The following is a 16,155-nucleotide window of genomic DNA, read 5'->3' as shown; positions in this document are numbered from 1 at the left end:
GGTGCACTTCGCTGTGCTCCTCGCGAATGACTGTGCGCCTTGTGATTCACTGTGCGCGTTGTGATAGTGCGAAGCGAATACGGATCACCGTAGGTATCCCGCTTCACGATTCTCCATGCGGTTCACCGCGGTCGACACGCGGCACGGGAATCGCGATGTTCGCAGAGGCCGACGTCGCCGGCGCTTACTCTGCTGAGATTCCACGAGCCTTCGGCGTCTCAACACGTGATGGCGATGCCGACGTTACGCGCACCACGTTGCTCGGCGTGAACGCCGTGGCGAGGCCTGGGCTCAACGGTTACGCGTGGACACCGTGGCTACGCGTGGACACCGTGGCTACGCGTGGACACCGAGCCCGCGGGCGGCGAGGCCATCGCGAACGCGAGCAGCTACATCATCAACAGTTCCCAGTCCGTCGACCTCGACGACGACGCCGCGTTCGGCGTAGATCGCGATGACGGGCTCGGTCTGCTCACGGTAGAGATCTTGGCGGTGACGAATCACGTCTTCGGTGTCGTCGACGCGACCCTGCTCGAGCGCGCGCTTCGTGAGGCGCTTGACGACCTCGTCGGTGTCGGCCTGCAGCTGAATGACGGCGTCCAGTTCGGCACCGCTTTCGGCGAGGATGCGGTCGAGCTCGTGCACCTGCTCGGTCGTGCGCGGGTAGCCGTCGAGCAGGAACCCGCCCTGGGCGTCATCCTGCTTCAACCGGTCGGCCACGATCGAATTCGTGAGTTCATCGGGAACGAATCCGCCCGAAGCCATGACCTCTTGGACCTGCTTGCCCAGTTCGGTGCCCTGCTCGATGTTGGCGCGGAAGATGTCGCCCGTCGAGATGGCGGGGATGCCGTAAGCCTCAGCGACCGCCGAAGCCTGCGTGCCCTTGCCAGCCCCGGGGGGCCCGACGATGAGCAAACGGATGCCTCGGTCGCCGCTCAACGCAGCAGTCCTTCGTAGTGACGCTGCTGCAGCTGCGAGTCGATCTGCTTCACGGTCTCGAGTCCGACACCGACGATGATCAGGATGGATGCGCCACCGAACGGGAAGTTCTGGTTGGCACCGACCAGCGCGAGGGCGATCAACGGGATGAGTGCGATCAAACCGAGGTAGATCGATCCGGGCAGGGTCACGCGGGTGAGCACGTAGTCGAGGTACTCGGCCGTGGGGCGACCGGCACGGATGCCGGGGATGAACCCGCCGTACTTCTTCATGTTGTCGGCCACTTCTTCAGGGTTGAAAGTGATGGCGACGTAGAAGTAGGTGAAGCCCACGATGAGCAGGAAGTACAGGAGCATGTAGAGCGGGTGATCGCCCTTGGTCAGGTAGTTCGTGACCCAGGTGACCCACGCGGCCGGCTCTTGACCCGCAGCGGGCTGGTTGAACTGCGCAATCAAAGCGGGCAGGTACAGCAACGACGAGGCGAAGATGACGGGCACGACGCCGGCCATGTTGACCTTGATCGGGATATAGGTGTTGTTGCCGCCGTAGGTGCGGCGACCGACCATGCGCTTGGCGTATTGCACCGGAATGCGACGCTGCGACTGTTCGACGAACACCACGAGTCCGACGATCAGCAGGCCGACCGCCAGAACCAGGAGGAAGGTCTCGACGCCACGCGACTGCCAGATGGCCCACAGCGAGGCGGGGAAGGTGGCCGAGATCGACGTGAAGATCAGGAGCGACATGCCGTTGCCGACGCCGCGTTCGGTGATGAGCTCGCCCATCCACATGATGAGGCCGGTGCCGGCGGTCATGGTGATGACCATGAGCAGGATGGCGTACCACGCGTCATTGGTGAGCAACTGCGAGCACTCGCCGCCGGAGTTCGTGCCGAAAAGGGCACCCGATCGGGCGACGGTGATCAGGGTGGTCGATTGCAGAACACCCAGGAAGATTGTGAGGTAACGCGTGTACTGCGTCAGCTTGCCCTGACCCGCCTGACCCTCTTTGTGCAGGGTTTCGAAGTGCGGGATGACCACGCGCAGGAGCTGCACGATGATCGACGCGGTGATGTAGGGCATGATTCCCAGCGCGAAGATCGACAGCTGGAGGAGTGCACCACCGGAGAAGAGGTTGACGAGCTCGTAGAGACCGGAGGTTCCCTGGTTCTGGGCGAGACACGCCTGCACGTTGCCGAAATCGACAAACGGTGCCGGGATGAAGGACCCCAAGCGGTAGAGGGCGATGATGCCCAGAGTGAAACCGATCTTCCGACGCAAGTCGGGTGTGCGGAAGATCCGCGCAACGGCGCTAAACAAGGGGGTGCCTCCTGAGGGTTAAGCGGGGTCGGCCCGGGTGGCCGCTTTCACGACCACCCGGGTGAGTTCCTGACACGGAACAGCCCGAAAGCTACTTTACAGAGCCCCCGGCTGCCACGATCTTCTGCTCGGCAGAGTCAGAGACCTTGTCAACCGCTACGTTCAGCTTAACTGAAATGTCACCGTTGCCGAGAACCTTGACCTTCTCGTTCTTGCGAACGGCGCCCTTGAGCACGAGGTCCTGGATGGTGACGTCGCCACCGGCCGGGTAGAGCTCGGCCAGCTTCTCCAGGTTGACGACCTGGTACTCGACGCGGAACGGGTTCTTGAACCCGCGCAGCTTCGGCGCACGCATGTGCAGCGGGAGCTGTCCACCGGCGAAACCGGGACGAACGGAGTAACGAGCCTTCGTACCCTTGGTTCCACGACCCGCGGTCTTACCCTTGGATCCTTCACCACGGCCGACGCGCGTGCGTTCCTTCTTGGAGCCGGCGGCGGGACGAAGGTGGTGCACCTTCAGAACCTGCACGCGAGCCTCGACCTCTTCTGCTGCCTTCTTGGCCGGAGCCTTCTTGGCGGCAGGAGCCGACTCGACGGAGGCGGCGTCAGCCGAAGCTGCAGCCTTCTTCGCGGGAGCCTTCTTGGCCGGAGCCTTGGCGGCGGGAGCCTTGTCGGCAGCAGCCTTGGGCGCTGCCTTCTTGGCGGGAGCCTTCTTGGGGGTCTCCTCGGTGACGTCTTTCTTCTCGTCAGCCATTAGTCGATCTCCTCAACTTTTACGAGGTGAGCAACAGTGTTGACGTAGCCGCGGTTCTGCGAGTCATCCGGGCGGATGACCGTGGAGCCGATGCGCTTCAGTCCCAGGCTGCGCAGAGTGTCGCGCTGGTACTGCTTCTCACTAACTTTGGACTTGATCTGCGTGACCTTCAGGCGACCGGCCATTAGGCACCTACCTTCGCGGCAGCCGCAGCAGCGACAGCCTCAGCTTCGGCGCGCACGAGGCGGGCAGGAGCGACCTGGTCGAATTCCAGACCGCGACGGGCGGCAACGGCACGAGGTTCTTCGAGCTGCTGCAGAGCCGCCACCGTGGCGTGCACGATGTTGATCGTGTTGGACGAACCGAGCGACTTGCTCAGGACGTCGTGGATGCCAGCGCACTCGAGCACGGCGCGAACGGGGCCACCGGCGATAACACCGGTACCACCCGAGGCGGGGCGCAGGAGGACGACGCCGGCAGCGGCTTCACCCTGGACGGGGTGCGGGATGGTCGAGCCGGTGCGAGGAACGCGGAAGAAGTTCTTCTTCGCCTCTTCGACACCCTTCGAAATGGCGAGGGGAACTTCCTTCGCCTTTCCGTAGCCAACGCCCACGAGGCCGTTGCCATCGCCGACGACGACGAGGGCAGTGAAGCTGAACCGACGTCCACCCTTCACGACCTTCGACACGCGGTTGATGGTGACGACGCGCTCCAGGAACTGGCTCTTGTCGGCATCACGGCTATTGCGGTCGCGGCCCTGGCCACGCTCGCCACGGCCGCCACCACGGCGCTCACCGCGCGCGTCGGTGCGACCCGCGTTGTCGGTGCCAGCGGCGGTCTCGACCGGCTTCTCAGCGGCAGTCTGGTCAGTCGCCACTTCCTGCTCCTTCTTAGCTTCGTTGTCGCTCACAGGTTCAACCCGCCTTCGCGTGCGCCTTCGGCGATCGCAGCGACGCGTCCGGCGTAGCGGTTGCCGCCACGGTCGAATACGACGTCTTCGATGCCGGCGCTCTTGGCACGTTCGGCGACGAGTTCGCCGACGCGCTTGGCCTTGGCGGTCTTGTCACCGTCGAACGACCGCAGGTCGCTCTCGAGCGTGGAGGCGGAAACGAGGGTGTGGCCCTTGCTGTCGTCGACGACCTGCACGAAAACGTGGCGGGACGAACGGTTCACGACGAGACGGGGACGAACCTCGGTGCCTTCGATCTTCTTGCGCAGCCGGGCGTGACGACGGTCACGCGCAGCAGACTTGGTCTTAACGGCCATGGTTACTTACCCGACTTTCCGGCCTTGCGGCGAACGTTCTCGCCGGCGTAACGGACACCCTTGCCCTTGTAGGGCTCCGGCTTACGAATCTTGCGGATGTTGGCAGCAGCCTCACCGACGGCCTGCTTGTCGATGCCCGAGATCGTGAGCTTGTTGTTGCCCTCGACCGTGAGCGTGATGCCAGCGGGCGGTTCGATCATGACGGGGTGCGAGAAGCCGAGTGCGAACTCGACGTTGGCGCCACGCTGCTGAACGCGGTAACCGGTTCCAACGACTTCGAGGCCCTTGGTGTAACCCTCGGTGACACCGATGATCTGGTTGGCGATGAGCGTGCGCGTGAGGCCGTGCAGCGAACGGGAGTCGCGCTCGTCGTCGGGACGGGTGACGAGCACCTGGCCCTCTTCGATAGCAACTTCGATGGGCTGGGCGACGGTGAGCGCGAGCTCGCCCTTCGGGCCCTTCACGGCAACCTGACGGCCGTCAACCGAAACGGTGACGCCGGCAGGAATCTGAATGGGGAGTCTTCCAATACGAGACATGAATGGCTACCACACGTAGGCGAGTACTTCTCCGCCTACGCCCTTCTTCTCAGCCTGACGGTCGGTGAGCAGACCGGAGGAGGTGGACAGGATGGCTACGCCGAGCCCGCCGAGAACGCGGGGAATCTCGGTCGACTTCGCGTAGACGCGGAGGCCGGGCTTCGAGACACGCTTGATGCCGGCGATGGAGCGTTCGCGGTTCGGACCGAACTTGAGGTTCAGCGTGAGCGTCTGTCCGACGCGGGCGTCGGCAACTTCCCAACCCGAGATGTAACCTTCGGCCTTGAGGATGTCGGCGATGTGCCCTTTGAGCTTGGAGTGCGGCATCGACACGGTGTCGTGGTGCGCCGAGTTCGCGTTGCGCAGTCTGGTCAGCATGTCTGCGACCGGATCTGTCATTGTCATATGATTTTTCCTTTTGTCACCAGGTTTCGGCGCCCGTTACACGAACGACGACCTGTGGTGGTACGGGCCCGGGAAAACCCCGGGCCCGTTGTCCAACACGAGACGAATCAGATGATTCGAAAGTTAGTTGGAAGTTTCGGAGCTACGGAACGGGAAACCGAGCGACTTCAACAGCGCGCGACCCTCTTCGTCCGTCTTCGCGGTGGTGACGACAGTGATGTCGAAACCGCGAACCCGGTCGATCTTATCCTGATCGATCTCGTGGAACACACTCTGCTCCTGAAGACCGAACGTGTAGTTGCCGTTTCCGTCGAACTGCTGGTCGCTCAGACCGCGGAAGTCGCGGATGCGGGGCAGTGCGAGCGAGAGCAGACGATCCAGGAATTCCCAGGCGCGGTCGCCACGAAGCGTGACGTGTGCGCCAATGGGCTGGCCTTCGCGCAGCTTGAACTGAGCAATCGACTTGCGGGCCTTGGTGACCTGCGGCTTCTGGCCCGTGATCTTGGTGAGGTCGGAAACCGCACCGTCGATGATCTTGCCATCGCGGGCTGCTTCACCCACACCGGTGTTCACGACGACCTTGACGAGGCCGGGAACCTGGTGCACGTTGCCGAAGCCGAACTGGTCCTTGAGGGCCGGAACGATTTCGCTGCGGTACTTCTGCTTGAGGCGCGGCTGGATCTTGCCAGCCGGCGCAGCAGTTGCGGTGTCGGTCATTACAGGTCCTTACCAGACGTCTTGGCGTAACGAACGCGGACCGTCTTCTCGACGCCGTTCTTCGTTACGGTTTCGTTGCGGTGGCCGACGCGAGTCGGCTTCTTGGTCTCCGGGTCGACGAGCGCGACGTTGGAGATGTGGATCGGCGCTTCGTGCGTCTCGATGCCACCAGTCTTCGATCCGCGCTGGGTCTGACCCTGGCGGACGTGCTTGGTGACGTAGTTGACGCCTTCGACGATCACGCGGTTCTTCTCGACGAGTACCTCGATGACTTTGCCCTGCTTGCCGCGGTCTCCGCCGCGGGCCTGGGTTGCGCCCGAGATGACCTGAACGAGGTCGCCCTTTTTGATCTTTGCCATGACTTAGATAACCTCCGGTGCCAACGAGACGATCTTCATGAACTTCTTGTCGCGGAGTTCGCGACCGACCGGTCCGAAGATACGGGTACCGCGGGGGTCACCGTCGTTCTTCAAGATCACTGCGGCGTTCTCGTCGAACTTGATGTACGAGCCGTCCGGGCGGCGGACTTCCTTCTTCGTGCGAACGATGACTGCCTTGACGACGTCACCCTTCTTCACGTTTCCACCGGGGATAGCGTCCTTGACCGTTGCCACGATCGTGTCACCCAATCCGGCGTAACGGCGGCCGGAGCCTCCGAGAACGCGGATGGTGAGCAGCTCCTTGGCGCCGGTGTTGTCGGCCACCTTGAGCCGGGATTCCTGCTGAATCACTTGATACTCCTTCTACGAAGCAAGCCCGCGGGGGCTTACTTAGCCTTCTCGAGAATCTCGACCAGGCGCCAGCGCTTCGAAGCGCTCAGGGGACGGGTCTCGCTGATGAGAACGAGGTCGCCGATGCCGGCGGTGTTGAGCTCGTCGTGAGCCTTCACCTTGGACGTGCGGCGGATGACCTTGCCGTACAGCGGGTGCTTCACGCGGTCTTCGACCTCGACGACGATGGTCTTGTCCATCTTGTCGCTGACGACGTAGCCACGACGAGTCTTTCGGTAGCCGCGGACAACAGCCTCGGCGACCTTCTCTTCGGTCTGAGCCATAGTTACTTGGCCTCCTCAGTCTCGGTCTCGGCTGCCGCGGGTGCAGCATCCTTCTTCTTGGTCTTCTTCTCCGCCTTGGCAGGTGCTGCCTCGACGACGGGGGTGGCGCGAATGCCCAGCTCGCGCTCACGGATGACCGTGTAGATGCGGGCAATGTCGCGCTTCACGGCACGCAGGCGGCCGTGGGTCTCGAGCTGGCCGGTAGCGGCCTGGAAGCGCAGGTTGAAGAGTTCTTCCTTCGCCTTACGCAGCTCTTCGACGAGTCGCTCGTCTTCGAAAGTGTCGAGCTCAGTCGAGGTGAGCTCCTTGGAACCGATCGCCATTATGCGTCGCCCTCCTCGCGCTTGATGATGCGTGCCTTGAGGGGCAGCTTGTGAATTGCACGGGTCAGTGCTTCCTTGGCCAGCTCTTCGCTGACACCGGCGACCTCGAAGAGGACGCGACCCGGCTTGACGTTGGCGACCCACCACTCGGGCGAACCCTTACCGGAACCCATGCGGGTTTCAGCAGGCTTCTTGGTGAGCGGACGGTCGGGGTAGATGTTGATCCAGACCTTTCCCCCACGCTTGATGTGACGCGTCATCGCGATACGAGCGGACTCGATCTGACGGTTGGTCACGTAGGCGGGAGTGAGTGCCTGGATGCCGTACTCGCCGAAGCTGACCTGGGTTCCACCAGTGGCCTGGCCGGTACGGTGCGGACGGTGCTGCTTGCGGTGCTTTACACGACGGGGAATCAGCATTATGCCGTTGCTCCTTCTGCAACCGGAGCCTCCGTGCGCGGGGCACGGCGGGGACGGTCGTTGCGCTCGCGGCTCGGCGACTTCGCGTTAGCCTGCTCGCGAGCGAGTTCCTTGTTGGTGATGTCGCCCTTGTAGATCCAGACCTTCACGCCGATGCGGCCGAAGGTGGTCTTGGCCTCGTAGAAGCCGTAGTCGATGTTCGCGCGCAGGGTGTGCAGGGGCACACGGCCTTCACGGTAGAACTCGGAACGGCTCATCTCGGCGCCGCCGAGGCGGCCGGAGACCTGGATACGAACACCCTTGGCGCCAGCGCGCTGAGCGCCCTGCAGGCCCTTACGCATCGCGCGGCGGAAAGCCACACGAGCGGAGAGCTGCTCGGCGATGCCCTGGGCGACCAGCTGAGCGTCGGCCTCGGGGTTCTTGACCTCGAGGATGTTCAGCTGGATCTGCTTGCCGGTGAGCTTCTCGAGATCTCCACGGATGCGCTCGGCCTCGGCGCCGCGGCGGCCGATGACGATTCCGGGACGAGCCGTGTGGATGTCCACGCGGACACGGTCGCGGGTGCGCTCGATTTCGATGCGGGAGACGCCGGCACGGTCGAGCGAGGTGCTCAGCAGTGCACGGATCTTGACGTCTTCAGCGAGGTAGTCGCTGTAACGCTGACCCTTCTTCGTGCTGTCGGAGAACCAGCGCGACACGTGGTCGGTGGTGATTCCCAGACGGAAGCCGTACGGGTTTACTTTCTGGCCCATTACTTGCTCACCTTCTTCTTCGTGCCAGCGGCAGCAACGGTCTCATCCGGCGTGGCGAGCACGACGGTGATGTGGCTGGTGCGCTTGTTGATGCGGAAAGCACGACCCTGGGCACGGGGCTGGAAACGCTTGAGGGTCGTACCCTCATCAACGAATACACGGGCCACGTAGAGGTCCTGCTCGTCCAGGTAGGTGTTCGAGGCATCGGCCTTGACGCGAGCATTCGCGATAGCCGACGCGACCAACTTGTACACGGGCTCCGAAGCGCCCTGAGGGGCGAACTTCAGGATGGCCAGTGCTTCCTGCGCCTGGCGGCCACGGATCAGGTTGATGACGCGACGAGCCTTTTGGGGGGTGACGCGGATGTGTCGCACACGTGCGATTGACTCCACCATTTCTCTTCCTCCTTCACACCACCGCTTAGCGGCGGCGGCCCTTCTTGTCGTCCTTCACGTGTCCACGGAAGGTGCGGGTGGGGGCAAACTCGCCGAGCTTGTGGCCCACCATGCTCTCGGTGACGAACACCGGGATGTGCTTGCGACCGTCGTGCACCGCGATGGTGTGTCCCAGCATGGCGGGGATGATCATCGAGCGGCGCGACCAGGTCTTGATCACGTTCTTGTTGTTGGCTTCGTTCGCCGTAACTACCTTGCGGAGCAGGTGGTCATCAACGAAGGGGCCCTTCTTGAGACTGCGTGGCATCTTCTACAACTCCTACTAGCGCTTCTTGCCGACGTTACGGCGACGAACGATGAGCTTGTCGCTTTCCTTGTTGGGGTGGCGGGTGCGACCCTCTTTTTGGCCCCAAGGGCTGACCGGGTGACGTCCACCGGAGGTCTTACCCTCACCACCACCGTGGGGGTGGTCGACCGGGTTCATGGCGACACCACGCACGGTCGGGCGGATGCCCTTCCAGCGGTTACGGCCGGCCTTACCCCAGTTGATGTTGGACTGCTCGGCGTTGCCGACCTCGCCGATGGTGGCGCGGCAGCGTGCGTCGACGTTGCGGATTTCACCGGACGGCAGACGGAGCTGCGCGTAGGGGCCATCCTTGGCGACGAGACGAACCGAGGCACCGGCGGAACGGGCCATCTTGGCGCCGCCGCCCGGCTTCAGCTCGATGGCGTGAATCACGGTACCGGTCGGGATGTTCTTCAAGGGCAGGTTGTTACCCGGCTTGATGTCAGCACCCGAGCCGGACTCGATGATGTCGCCCTGCTTGAGCTTGTTGGGCGCAAGGATGTAACGCTTGGTGCCGTCCACGAAGTGGAGAAGCGCGATACGAGCCGTGCGGTTGGGGTCGTACTCGATGTGAGCAACCTTGGCGTTCACGCCGTCTTTGTCATTGCGACGGAAGTCGATGACGCGGTACTGGCGCTTGTGGCCACCACCGATGTGACGGGTCGTGATGCGGCCCTGGTTGTTGCGGCCACCGGTTTTGGAGAGCGGACGCAGAAGCGACTTCTCCGGGGTCGAGCGCGTGATTTCTGCGAAATCGGAAACGCTCGATCCACGACGACCGGGGGTCGTGGGCTTGTACTTACGAATAGCCATGTCTAATTTCCTCTAATCCCGGTCGTCTTAGCCGACTGCCGTGAAGATGTCGATGGAACCGGACTTCAGCGTGACGATCGCACGCTTCGTGTCCTTGCGCTTGCCGAGACCGAACTTGGTACGGCGGGTCTTGCCCTGACGGTTCAGGGTGTTGATGGACGCAACCTCGACCTTGAAGATCTTCTCGATGGCGAGCTTGATCTCGGTCTTGTTCGAGCGGGGGTCAACCACGAAGGTGTACTTTCCCTCGTCGATCAGGCCGTAGCTCTTCTCGGAGATCACCGGGGCGATGATGATGTCGCGGGGGTCTTTGTTGATCGCGGTCATGCCGAGACCTCCTCAGTAACGTCAGCCGACGAAGCCGATGCGGTGACGGACTTGCCCACAACAGGACCGGCGACGAAAGCGTCGTAGGCGGCCTTGGTGAAGACGATGTCGTCGGACACGAGCACGTCGTAGGCGTTCAGCTGGTCGTATTCCAGAACGTGAACGGTGGGGATGTTGCGGACGGCGAGCAGGCTCGCCTCGTCGCCGCGCTCGATAACGATGAGCACGTGCTTCGAGGAGGCGATGGTCGCCAGGTACTCGGCTGCAGCCTTGGTGACACGCTCGGTCGACACCGCGAGGGTCTCGACGACGTGCAGACGGCCACCGCGGGCCCGGTCGGAGAGCGCTCCGCGCAGGGCGGCGGCGATCATCTTCTTGGGGGTGCGCTGCGAGTAGTTGCGCGGAGTCGGTCCGTGGACGATGCCACCGCCGGTCATCTGAGGGGCACGGATCGAGCCCTGACGAGCGCGACCGGTTCCCTTCTGCTTGAACGGCTTGCGGCCGGCGCCCGAAACCTCTCCACGGTTCTTGGTCTTGTGCGTTCCCTGACGGGCGGCAGCGAGCTGCGCGACAACGACCTGGTGGATGAGGGGGATGTTGGTCTGAACGTCGAACACCTCGTCGGGAAGGTCGACCGAACCGGTCTTCTTACCCTGGGTGTCGATAACGTCGAGTGAGGTAGACATGGAGGCTACGCTCCCTTCACTGCGTTGCGGACGAAAACGATGCGGCCGCGAGCGCCGGGAACGGCACCCTTGACCAGCAGCAGGCCCTTCTCGGCGTCGACCGAGTGAACGCGGAGGTTGAGCACGGTCACGCGCTCACCACCCATGCGTCCGGCCATGCGCATGCCCTTGAAGACACGGCTGGGGGTCGAGGAAGCACCGATGGAACCGGGCTTACGGTGGTTGCGGTGGGCACCGTGCGAAGCGGAGACACCCTTGAAGTTGTGACGCTTCATGACACCGGCGAAACCCTTACCCTTGGACGTTCCGACGACGTCGACCTTCTGGCCGGCTTCGAACGTGGCGTCGACAGTGAGTTCCTGACCGAGCGAGTAGTCGCCGGCATCCGCGGTGCGGACCTCGGTGACGTGGCGGCGAGGCGTGACGCCTGCCTTGTCGAAGTGACCGGCGTCGGGCTTGTTGACCTTGCGCGGGTCGATCTGGCCGTAGGCGATCTGAACGGCGTCGTAACCATCGACCTCGGGGGTGCGAACCTGGGTGACGACGTTCGGGGTGATTTCGATGACGGTCACGGGAACAAGCTTGTTGTTCTCGTCCCAAACCTGGGTCATGCCGAGCTTCTTGCCGAGCAGACCCTTGGTGGTCTTGTTAGTCGTAGACATAGTTTCCCTTGTCCTCGCCGGCTCAGAGCTTGATCTCGATGTTGACGTCCGCGGGGAGGTCGAGTCGCATGAGCGAGTCGACGGCCTTGGGCGTCGGGTCGATGATGTCGATGAGGCGCTTGTGCGTGCGCATCTCGAAGTGCTCGCGGCTGTCTTTGTACTTGTGCGGCGAACGGATGACACACACCACGTTCTTCTCCGTCGGAAGCGGCACGGGGCCGACGACGGTTGCACCTGCACGGGTTACCGTGTCGACGATCTTTCGCGCCGAGGTGTCGATGACCTCGTGGTCATACGACTTAAGTCGAATGCGGATCTTTTGTCCCGCCATGTGTGACTCACTCTCTTTTAAGCGTCATACGTTTTATCGCATTGGACGCGCTTCGTGGCGTAGTAATACGCCGGGCACTCCTGGTGTCGCACCACTGTTCATCTGTCAAGTCTTGCCCTGCACCTCTTCACCCGATCTGTGCCGCATTCCGCACCAGCGGACGCATCACACAGAAAGGCGCGAATAAACGCGACTGAGAAGGGGATTCGTTTAAGTGTGTGTTGTGCTGCCTGCGGCCTAGACGAGGTCTATGCACAGCCTGGCAGTGATTCCGAAGCTCTCGGGCGAATGAACGCACACGGGTAGCCGGAAGTTCTCAACTAGAAGAGTCTGACAGATGTTTGGCATCGATGCAACCCGGGCGTGTCGCGCATCCGACCCTCGCCCGCCCGGGTTCGCGGGCCGCCGGAAACCGGATGCTCGGAGCACTCCCCCGGCATGAAAAAAGCGCTGCCCGGATCCGAAGACCCGGGCAGCGCCGGTGAAGCAATGCAGCTGAGCTGCGAGGAACTACTTCAGGATGTTCGTGACGGTACCGGCACCAACGGTGCGGCCACCCTCACGGATCGCGAAGCCGAGGCCCTCTTCCATGGCGATGGGCTGAATCAGCTCAACGGTCATTTCGGTGGTGTCGCCAGGCATGACCATCTCGGTGCCCTCGGGCAGCGTGATGACGCCGGTGACGTCGGTGGTGCGGAAGTAGAACTGCGGACGGTAGTTCGCGTAGAACGGGTTGTGACGCCCACCCTCATCCTTGGACAGGATGTATGCGGTGCCCTCGAACTGGGTGTGCGGCGTGACCGAACCCGGCTTGACGACGACCTGGCCGCGCTCAACGTCTTCGCGCTTGGTGCCGCGAAGCAGGAGACCACAGTTCTCGCCGGCCCATGCCTCGTCGAGCTGCTTGTGGAACATCTCGATACCCGTGACGATGGTCTTCTGCGTCGGGCGGATGCCGACGATCTCGACCTCGGAGTTGATCGCGAGGGTTCCACGCTCGGCGCGGCCCGTAACGACGGTTCCACGACCGGTGATCGTGAAGACGTCCTCGATGGGCATCAAGAACGGCTTGTCCTTGTCGCGCACCGGGTCGGGGATGGACTCGTCGACAGCGTTCATGAGCTCGACGATTGCGTCGACCCACTTCTCGTCGCCTTCGAGAGCCTTGAGGCCCGAGACGCGAACGACGGGGGCGTTGTCGCCATCGAAGTCCTGGCTCGAGAGCAGCTCGCGGACCTCGAGCTCAACGAGCTCGAGGATCTCTTCGTCGTCGACCATGTCGGACTTGTTCAGCGCGACGAGCAGGTAGGGAACGCCGACCTGCTTGGCGAGCAGAACGTGCTCACGGGTCTGAGCCATCGGGCCGTCGGTGGCGGCGACAACGAGGATCGCGCCATCCATCTGAGCGGCACCGGTGATCATGTTCTTGATGTAGTCAGCGTGACCCGGGGCGTCAACGTGCGCGTAGTGGCGCTTCTCGGTCTCGTACTCGACGTGCGAGATGTTGATCGTGATACCGCGCTGACGCTCTTCGGGAGCGGAGTCGATCGACGCGAAGTCGCGCTGAACGTTGGTCGCGGACGGGAACTTGTCGGCGAGCACCTTCGAGATAGCTGCGGTGAGGGTGGTCTTGCCGTGGTCGACGTGACCGATCGTTCCGATGTTGACGTGCGGCTTGGTCCGCTCGAACTTGGCCTTAGCCACTATGGTCCTCCCTAGGACATTGGTGTAAATAACCCGGGCGCTGGAATGCGCTCGGTTCTCTACGGGATTTGTGTACTTATGTTACTTGATCGTGACTGGGCCCGATACACCGGCGGCGACCGGGCCCGTCAACGATTGGGGCTGTGAGGCTATTCGCCCTTGCCCTTTTGCACGATCTCCTCGGCGACGGCCTTGGGGACCTCAGCGTAGCTCTCGAAGGTCATCGAGAACACCGCACGACCCGACGTCTTGGAACGCAGGTCACCGATGTAACCGAACATTTCCGACAGCGGAACGTTTGCACGAACGACCTTCACACCGGAGGCATCTTCCATCGACTGGATCATGCCACGGCGGGAGTTGAGGTCGCCGATCACGTCGCCCATGTACTCCTCGGGGGTGCGCACCTCGACAGCCATCAACGGTTCGAGAAGAACCGGGCTGGCCTTGCGTGCGGCCTCTTTGAAGCCCATGGAACCGGCGATCTTGAAGGCCATTTCGGAGGAGTCGACGTCGTGCGCCGCACCGTCGAGAAGGATGGCCTTCACGCCGACCATCGGGTAGCCAGCGAGGATACCCACGTTGAGGGCATCCTGGAAACCGGCGTCGATGGAAGGGATGTATTCACGCGGGATGCGTCCACCGGTGACCTTGTTCTCGAACACGTAAGTCTCTTCGGGGGTGACTTCCATGGGCTCGAGAGCGAACTGGATCTTGGCGAACTGACCGGAACCACCGGTCTGCTTCTTGTGCGTGTAGTCGTGACGCTCGACCGACTTGCGGATGGTCTCGCGGTAGGCGACCTGGGGCTTTCCGACGTTGGCCTCGACCTTGAATTCGCGCTTCATGCGGTCGACGAGGATGTCGAGGTGCAGCTCGCCCATGCCCTTGATGACCGTCTGACCGGTCTCGGGGTTGAGCTCGACGCGGAAGGTCGGGTCTTCTTCGGCCAGCTTCTGGATGGCCGTGGAGAGCTTCTCCTGGTCAGCCTTGGTCTTGGGCTCGATCGCGACCTCGATAACGGGGGCCGGGAACGTCATCGACTCGAGGACGACCTGGTCGTTGGGGTCGCACAGGGTGTCACCCGTGGTGGTGTCCTTCAGACCGATGACCGCGTAGATGTGGCCGGCGGTGACCGAGGGAACCGGGTTCTCCTTGTTGGCGTGCATCTGGAAGATCTTTCCGATGCGCTCCTTCTTGCCCTTGGTGCTGTTGGCGACAGCGGCACCCGAGTCGAGGTGACCGGAGTACACGCGCACGTAGGTGAGACGACCGAAGAACGGGTGAACGGCAACCTTGAACGCGAGGGCCGCGAACGGCTCGGTTGCGTCGGGGTGACGGAGGACGATCTTCTCTTCGTCGCGAACGTCGTGGCCCTCGACGGCCGGCACGTCGAGCGGCGACGGCAGGTAGTCGATGACGGCGTCGAGCATGGGCTGCACGCCGCGGTTCTTGAACGCCGAACCACAGAGGACCGGGTAGATCTCGCTGTTGACGGTGAGCTTGCGGATGGCGGCCTTGATCTCGGGGACCGTGATCTCTTCGCCGGCGAAGAAACGCTCCATGAGCGCGTCGTCGGTCTCGGCGACGACCTCGAGCAGCGCGTTGCGGTACTCGGCGGCCTTGTCGGCGAGGTCGGCGGGGATCTCTTCGATGGCGTACTTGGCGCCCATCTCGACGTCACCCTTGGAGTCGCCACGCCACGTGAGCGCGCGCATCTCGACCAGGTCGACGACACCCTCGAACTCGCTCTCGGAGCCGATCGGCAGCTGGAGAACCAGCGGCTTGGCCTTCAGGCGGTTGATGATCGTGTCGACGGTGAAGTAGAAGTCGGCACCCAGCTTGTCCATCTTGTTGACGAAGCAGATGCGGGGGACGTCGTACTTGTCGGCCTGACGCCAGACGGTCTCGGACTGGGGCTCGACGCCCTCCTTGCCGTCGAAGACGGCGACGGCGCCATCGAGGACGCGGAGCGAACGCTCCACCTCGACGGTGAAGTCGACGTGACCGGGGGTGTCGATGATGTTGATCTGGTTCTTGTCCCAGTAGCACGTCGTCGCGGCGGACGTGATGGTGATGCCGCGCTCCTGCTCCTGCTCCATCCAGTCCATGGTCGAGGCACCGTCGTGGGTCTCACCAATTTTGTGGTTGACGCCCGTGTAGAACAGGATGCGCTCGGTCGTCGTGGTCTTGCCGGCATCGATGTGGGCCATGATGCCGATGTTGCGGACCTTGTTCAGGTCGGTGAGCACGTCAAGTGCCACTGGGTTCCTCCAGGAAGTTGTTGTGTGTGCCGTGAGTGCTACTCACGGATTCCCGCGCGGTGTTGCCCGCGAGGGTCCGGGGCCCGATGAGGGCCCCGGCACCGGCATCCCGACCAGACCAGACCGAAGACGGCCTGGAT

General features: G+C 62.8%; 24 protein-coding genes. All 24 read right to left on the bottom strand.

What is annotated here, in order from left to right; all coding sequences use genetic code 11:
- Positions 1-336: 336 nt before the first annotated feature.
- Positions 337-939 (bottom strand): adenylate kinase, encoded by a 603-nt coding sequence (locus tag ALI44B_RS13440; protein ID WP_238592210.1) that lies wholly within the window; start codon positions 937-939, stop codon positions 337-339.
- Complete coding sequence (secY, locus tag ALI44B_RS13435; protein ID WP_077055098.1) at positions 936-2,258, bottom strand: preprotein translocase subunit SecY; 1,323 nt, start codon at positions 2,256-2,258, stop codon at positions 936-938. Before secY ends, ALI44B_RS13440 begins: the two co-directional genes overlap by 4 nt.
- Before the next feature lie 91 nt (positions 2,259-2,349).
- Positions 2,350-3,012, bottom strand: a complete 663-nt coding sequence (rplO, locus tag ALI44B_RS16480; protein WP_077055097.1) for a 50S ribosomal protein L15 — start codon at positions 3,010-3,012, stop codon at positions 2,350-2,352.
- Positions 3,012-3,197, bottom strand: a complete 186-nt coding sequence (gene rpmD / locus ALI44B_RS13425) for a 50S ribosomal protein L30 (RefSeq protein WP_077055096.1) — start codon at positions 3,195-3,197, stop codon at positions 3,012-3,014. The genes rplO and rpmD overlap by 1 nt, the downstream gene beginning before the upstream one ends.
- On the bottom strand, positions 3,197-3,889 hold the full coding sequence (rpsE, locus tag ALI44B_RS13420) for a 30S ribosomal protein S5 (RefSeq protein WP_234991124.1): 693 nt from the start codon (positions 3,887-3,889) through the stop codon (positions 3,197-3,199). The genes rpmD and rpsE overlap by 1 nt, the downstream gene beginning before the upstream one ends.
- A gap of 29 nt (positions 3,890-3,918) precedes the next feature.
- Positions 3,919-4,278 carry a 50S ribosomal protein L18 gene (gene rplR / locus ALI44B_RS13415; protein WP_077055094.1) on the bottom strand — a complete coding sequence of 120 codons (360 nt, stop codon included), beginning with the start codon at positions 4,276-4,278 and terminating at the stop codon, positions 3,919-3,921.
- A gap of 2 nt (positions 4,279-4,280) precedes the next feature.
- Positions 4,281-4,817: a 50S ribosomal protein L6 gene (gene rplF, locus ALI44B_RS13410; RefSeq protein ID WP_077055093.1), complete on the bottom strand. Its 537-nt coding sequence runs from the start codon at positions 4,815-4,817 to the stop codon at positions 4,281-4,283.
- A 6-nt stretch (positions 4,818-4,823) separates the two neighbouring features.
- The gene (gene rpsH, locus ALI44B_RS13405; protein ID WP_077055092.1) at positions 4,824-5,222 is read right to left on the bottom strand and encodes a 30S ribosomal protein S8; all 399 of its coding nucleotides are present in this window, start codon (positions 5,220-5,222) and stop codon (positions 4,824-4,826) included.
- A 123-nt stretch (positions 5,223-5,345) separates the two neighbouring features.
- Complete coding sequence (gene rplE / locus ALI44B_RS13400) at positions 5,346-5,939, bottom strand: 50S ribosomal protein L5 (RefSeq protein ID WP_077055091.1); 594 nt, start codon at positions 5,937-5,939, stop codon at positions 5,346-5,348.
- Complete coding sequence (gene rplX, locus ALI44B_RS13395; RefSeq protein ID WP_077055090.1) at positions 5,939-6,298, bottom strand: 50S ribosomal protein L24; 360 nt, start codon at positions 6,296-6,298, stop codon at positions 5,939-5,941. Before rplX ends, rplE begins: the two co-directional genes overlap by 1 nt.
- A gap of 3 nt (positions 6,299-6,301) precedes the next feature.
- A complete protein-coding gene (rplN, locus tag ALI44B_RS13390) occupies positions 6,302-6,670 on the bottom strand; it encodes a 50S ribosomal protein L14 (RefSeq protein ID WP_077055089.1) in 369 nt (122 codons plus the stop codon).
- 35 nt (positions 6,671-6,705) lie between these two features.
- Complete coding sequence (gene rpsQ / locus ALI44B_RS13385; protein WP_077055088.1) at positions 6,706-6,993, bottom strand: 30S ribosomal protein S17; 288 nt, start codon at positions 6,991-6,993, stop codon at positions 6,706-6,708.
- A gap of 2 nt (positions 6,994-6,995) precedes the next feature.
- Positions 6,996-7,316 (bottom strand): 50S ribosomal protein L29, encoded by a 321-nt coding sequence (rpmC, locus tag ALI44B_RS13380; RefSeq protein WP_077055087.1) that lies wholly within the window; start codon positions 7,314-7,316, stop codon positions 6,996-6,998.
- Positions 7,316-7,735, bottom strand: a complete 420-nt coding sequence (gene rplP / locus ALI44B_RS13375) for a 50S ribosomal protein L16 (RefSeq protein WP_077055086.1) — start codon at positions 7,733-7,735, stop codon at positions 7,316-7,318. Before rplP ends, rpmC begins: the two co-directional genes overlap by 1 nt.
- Positions 7,735-8,487: a 30S ribosomal protein S3 gene (gene rpsC / locus ALI44B_RS13370; protein ID WP_077055085.1), complete on the bottom strand. Its 753-nt coding sequence runs from the start codon at positions 8,485-8,487 to the stop codon at positions 7,735-7,737. The genes rplP and rpsC overlap by 1 nt, the downstream gene beginning before the upstream one ends.
- Positions 8,487-8,882, bottom strand: coding sequence for a 50S ribosomal protein L22 (gene rplV, locus ALI44B_RS13365; protein WP_077055084.1), 396 nt, complete (start codon positions 8,880-8,882; stop codon positions 8,487-8,489). Before rplV ends, rpsC begins: the two co-directional genes overlap by 1 nt.
- A 25-nt stretch (positions 8,883-8,907) precedes the next feature.
- Complete coding sequence (gene rpsS / locus ALI44B_RS13360) at positions 8,908-9,189, bottom strand: 30S ribosomal protein S19 (protein ID WP_077055083.1); 282 nt, start codon at positions 9,187-9,189, stop codon at positions 8,908-8,910.
- Positions 9,190-9,204: 15 nt separating this feature from the next.
- On the bottom strand, positions 9,205-10,041 hold the full coding sequence (gene rplB / locus ALI44B_RS13355) for a 50S ribosomal protein L2 (protein WP_077055082.1): 837 nt from the start codon (positions 10,039-10,041) through the stop codon (positions 9,205-9,207).
- Positions 10,042-10,068: 27 nt separating this feature from the next.
- On the bottom strand, positions 10,069-10,368 hold the full coding sequence (gene rplW / locus ALI44B_RS13350; RefSeq protein WP_077055081.1) for a 50S ribosomal protein L23: 300 nt from the start codon (positions 10,366-10,368) through the stop codon (positions 10,069-10,071).
- Positions 10,365-11,054, bottom strand: coding sequence for a 50S ribosomal protein L4 (rplD, locus tag ALI44B_RS13345; RefSeq protein WP_077055080.1), 690 nt, complete (start codon positions 11,052-11,054; stop codon positions 10,365-10,367). The genes rplW and rplD overlap by 4 nt, the downstream gene beginning before the upstream one ends.
- A gap of 5 nt (positions 11,055-11,059) precedes the next feature.
- Entirely contained in the window at positions 11,060-11,716 is a 657-nt protein-coding gene (gene rplC, locus ALI44B_RS13340; protein ID WP_077055079.1) for a 50S ribosomal protein L3, read from the bottom strand.
- A gap of 22 nt (positions 11,717-11,738) precedes the next feature.
- Entirely contained in the window at positions 11,739-12,047 is a 309-nt protein-coding gene (rpsJ, locus tag ALI44B_RS13335; RefSeq protein WP_005050520.1) for a 30S ribosomal protein S10, read from the bottom strand.
- Between the two features lie 510 nt (positions 12,048-12,557).
- Positions 12,558-13,751 carry an elongation factor Tu gene (tuf, locus tag ALI44B_RS13330; RefSeq protein WP_077055078.1) on the bottom strand — a complete coding sequence of 398 codons (1,194 nt, stop codon included), beginning with the start codon at positions 13,749-13,751 and terminating at the stop codon, positions 12,558-12,560.
- 149 nt (positions 13,752-13,900) lie between these two features.
- Entirely contained in the window at positions 13,901-16,015 is a 2,115-nt protein-coding gene (fusA, locus tag ALI44B_RS13325) for an elongation factor G (protein WP_077055077.1), read from the bottom strand.
- Positions 16,016-16,155 lie beyond the last annotated feature (140 nt).

The organism is Leifsonia sp. ALI-44-B (assembly GCF_001984125.1).
Classification (GTDB): Bacteria; Actinomycetota; Actinomycetes; order Actinomycetales; family Microbacteriaceae; genus Okibacterium.
Note: the sequence above shows the minus strand (reverse complement) of the source record. Positions and strands in the feature narration are given on the sequence as shown.

What these genes read in the sequence shown, in the direction of transcription:
- rpmC (WP_077055087.1), bottom strand. Translation starts at nt 7,316, where the DNA reads ATGGCGATCGGTTCCAAGGAGCTCACCTCGACTGAGCTCGACACTTTC.
- rpsQ (WP_077055088.1), bottom strand. Translation starts at nt 6,993, where the DNA reads ATGGCTCAGACCGAAGAGAAGGTCGCCGAGGCTGTTGTCCGCGGCTAC.
- rplD (WP_077055080.1), bottom strand. Translation starts at nt 11,054, where the DNA reads ATGTCTACCTCACTCGACGTTATCGACACCCAGGGTAAGAAGACCGGT.
- rplR (WP_077055094.1), bottom strand. Translation starts at nt 4,278, where the DNA reads ATGGCCGTTAAGACCAAGTCTGCTGCGCGTGACCGTCGTCACGCCCGG.
- rplO (WP_077055097.1), bottom strand. Translation starts at nt 3,012, where the DNA reads ATGGCTGACGAGAAGAAAGACGTCACCGAGGAGACCCCCAAGAAGGCT.
- rplC (WP_077055079.1), bottom strand. Translation starts at nt 11,716, where the DNA reads ATGTCTACGACTAACAAGACCACCAAGGGTCTGCTCGGCAAGAAGCTC.
- rplV (WP_077055084.1), bottom strand. Translation starts at nt 8,882, where the DNA reads ATGGTGGAGTCAATCGCACGTGTGCGACACATCCGCGTCACCCCCCAA.
- rplF (WP_077055093.1), bottom strand. Translation starts at nt 4,817, where the DNA reads ATGTCTCGTATTGGAAGACTCCCCATTCAGATTCCTGCCGGCGTCACC.
- rpmD (WP_077055096.1), bottom strand. Translation starts at nt 3,197, where the DNA reads ATGGCCGGTCGCCTGAAGGTCACGCAGATCAAGTCCAAAGTTAGTGAG.
- rplP (WP_077055086.1), bottom strand. Translation starts at nt 7,735, where the DNA reads ATGCTGATTCCCCGTCGTGTAAAGCACCGCAAGCAGCACCGTCCGCAC.
- rplW (WP_077055081.1), bottom strand. Translation starts at nt 10,368, where the DNA reads ATGACCGCGATCAACAAAGACCCCCGCGACATCATCATCGCCCCGGTG.
- rplE (WP_077055091.1), bottom strand. Translation starts at nt 5,939, where the DNA reads ATGACCGACACCGCAACTGCTGCGCCGGCTGGCAAGATCCAGCCGCGC.
- rpsJ (WP_005050520.1), bottom strand. Translation starts at nt 12,047, where the DNA reads ATGGCGGGACAAAAGATCCGCATTCGACTTAAGTCGTATGACCACGAG.
- rpsS (WP_077055083.1), bottom strand. Translation starts at nt 9,189, where the DNA reads ATGCCACGCAGTCTCAAGAAGGGCCCCTTCGTTGATGACCACCTGCTC.
- rplX (WP_077055090.1), bottom strand. Translation starts at nt 6,298, where the DNA reads ATGGCAAAGATCAAAAAGGGCGACCTCGTTCAGGTCATCTCGGGCGCA.
- rpsC (WP_077055085.1), bottom strand. Translation starts at nt 8,487, where the DNA reads ATGGGCCAGAAAGTAAACCCGTACGGCTTCCGTCTGGGAATCACCACC.
- rpsH (WP_077055092.1), bottom strand. Translation starts at nt 5,222, where the DNA reads ATGACAATGACAGATCCGGTCGCAGACATGCTGACCAGACTGCGCAAC.
- rplB (WP_077055082.1), bottom strand. Translation starts at nt 10,041, where the DNA reads ATGGCTATTCGTAAGTACAAGCCCACGACCCCCGGTCGTCGTGGATCG.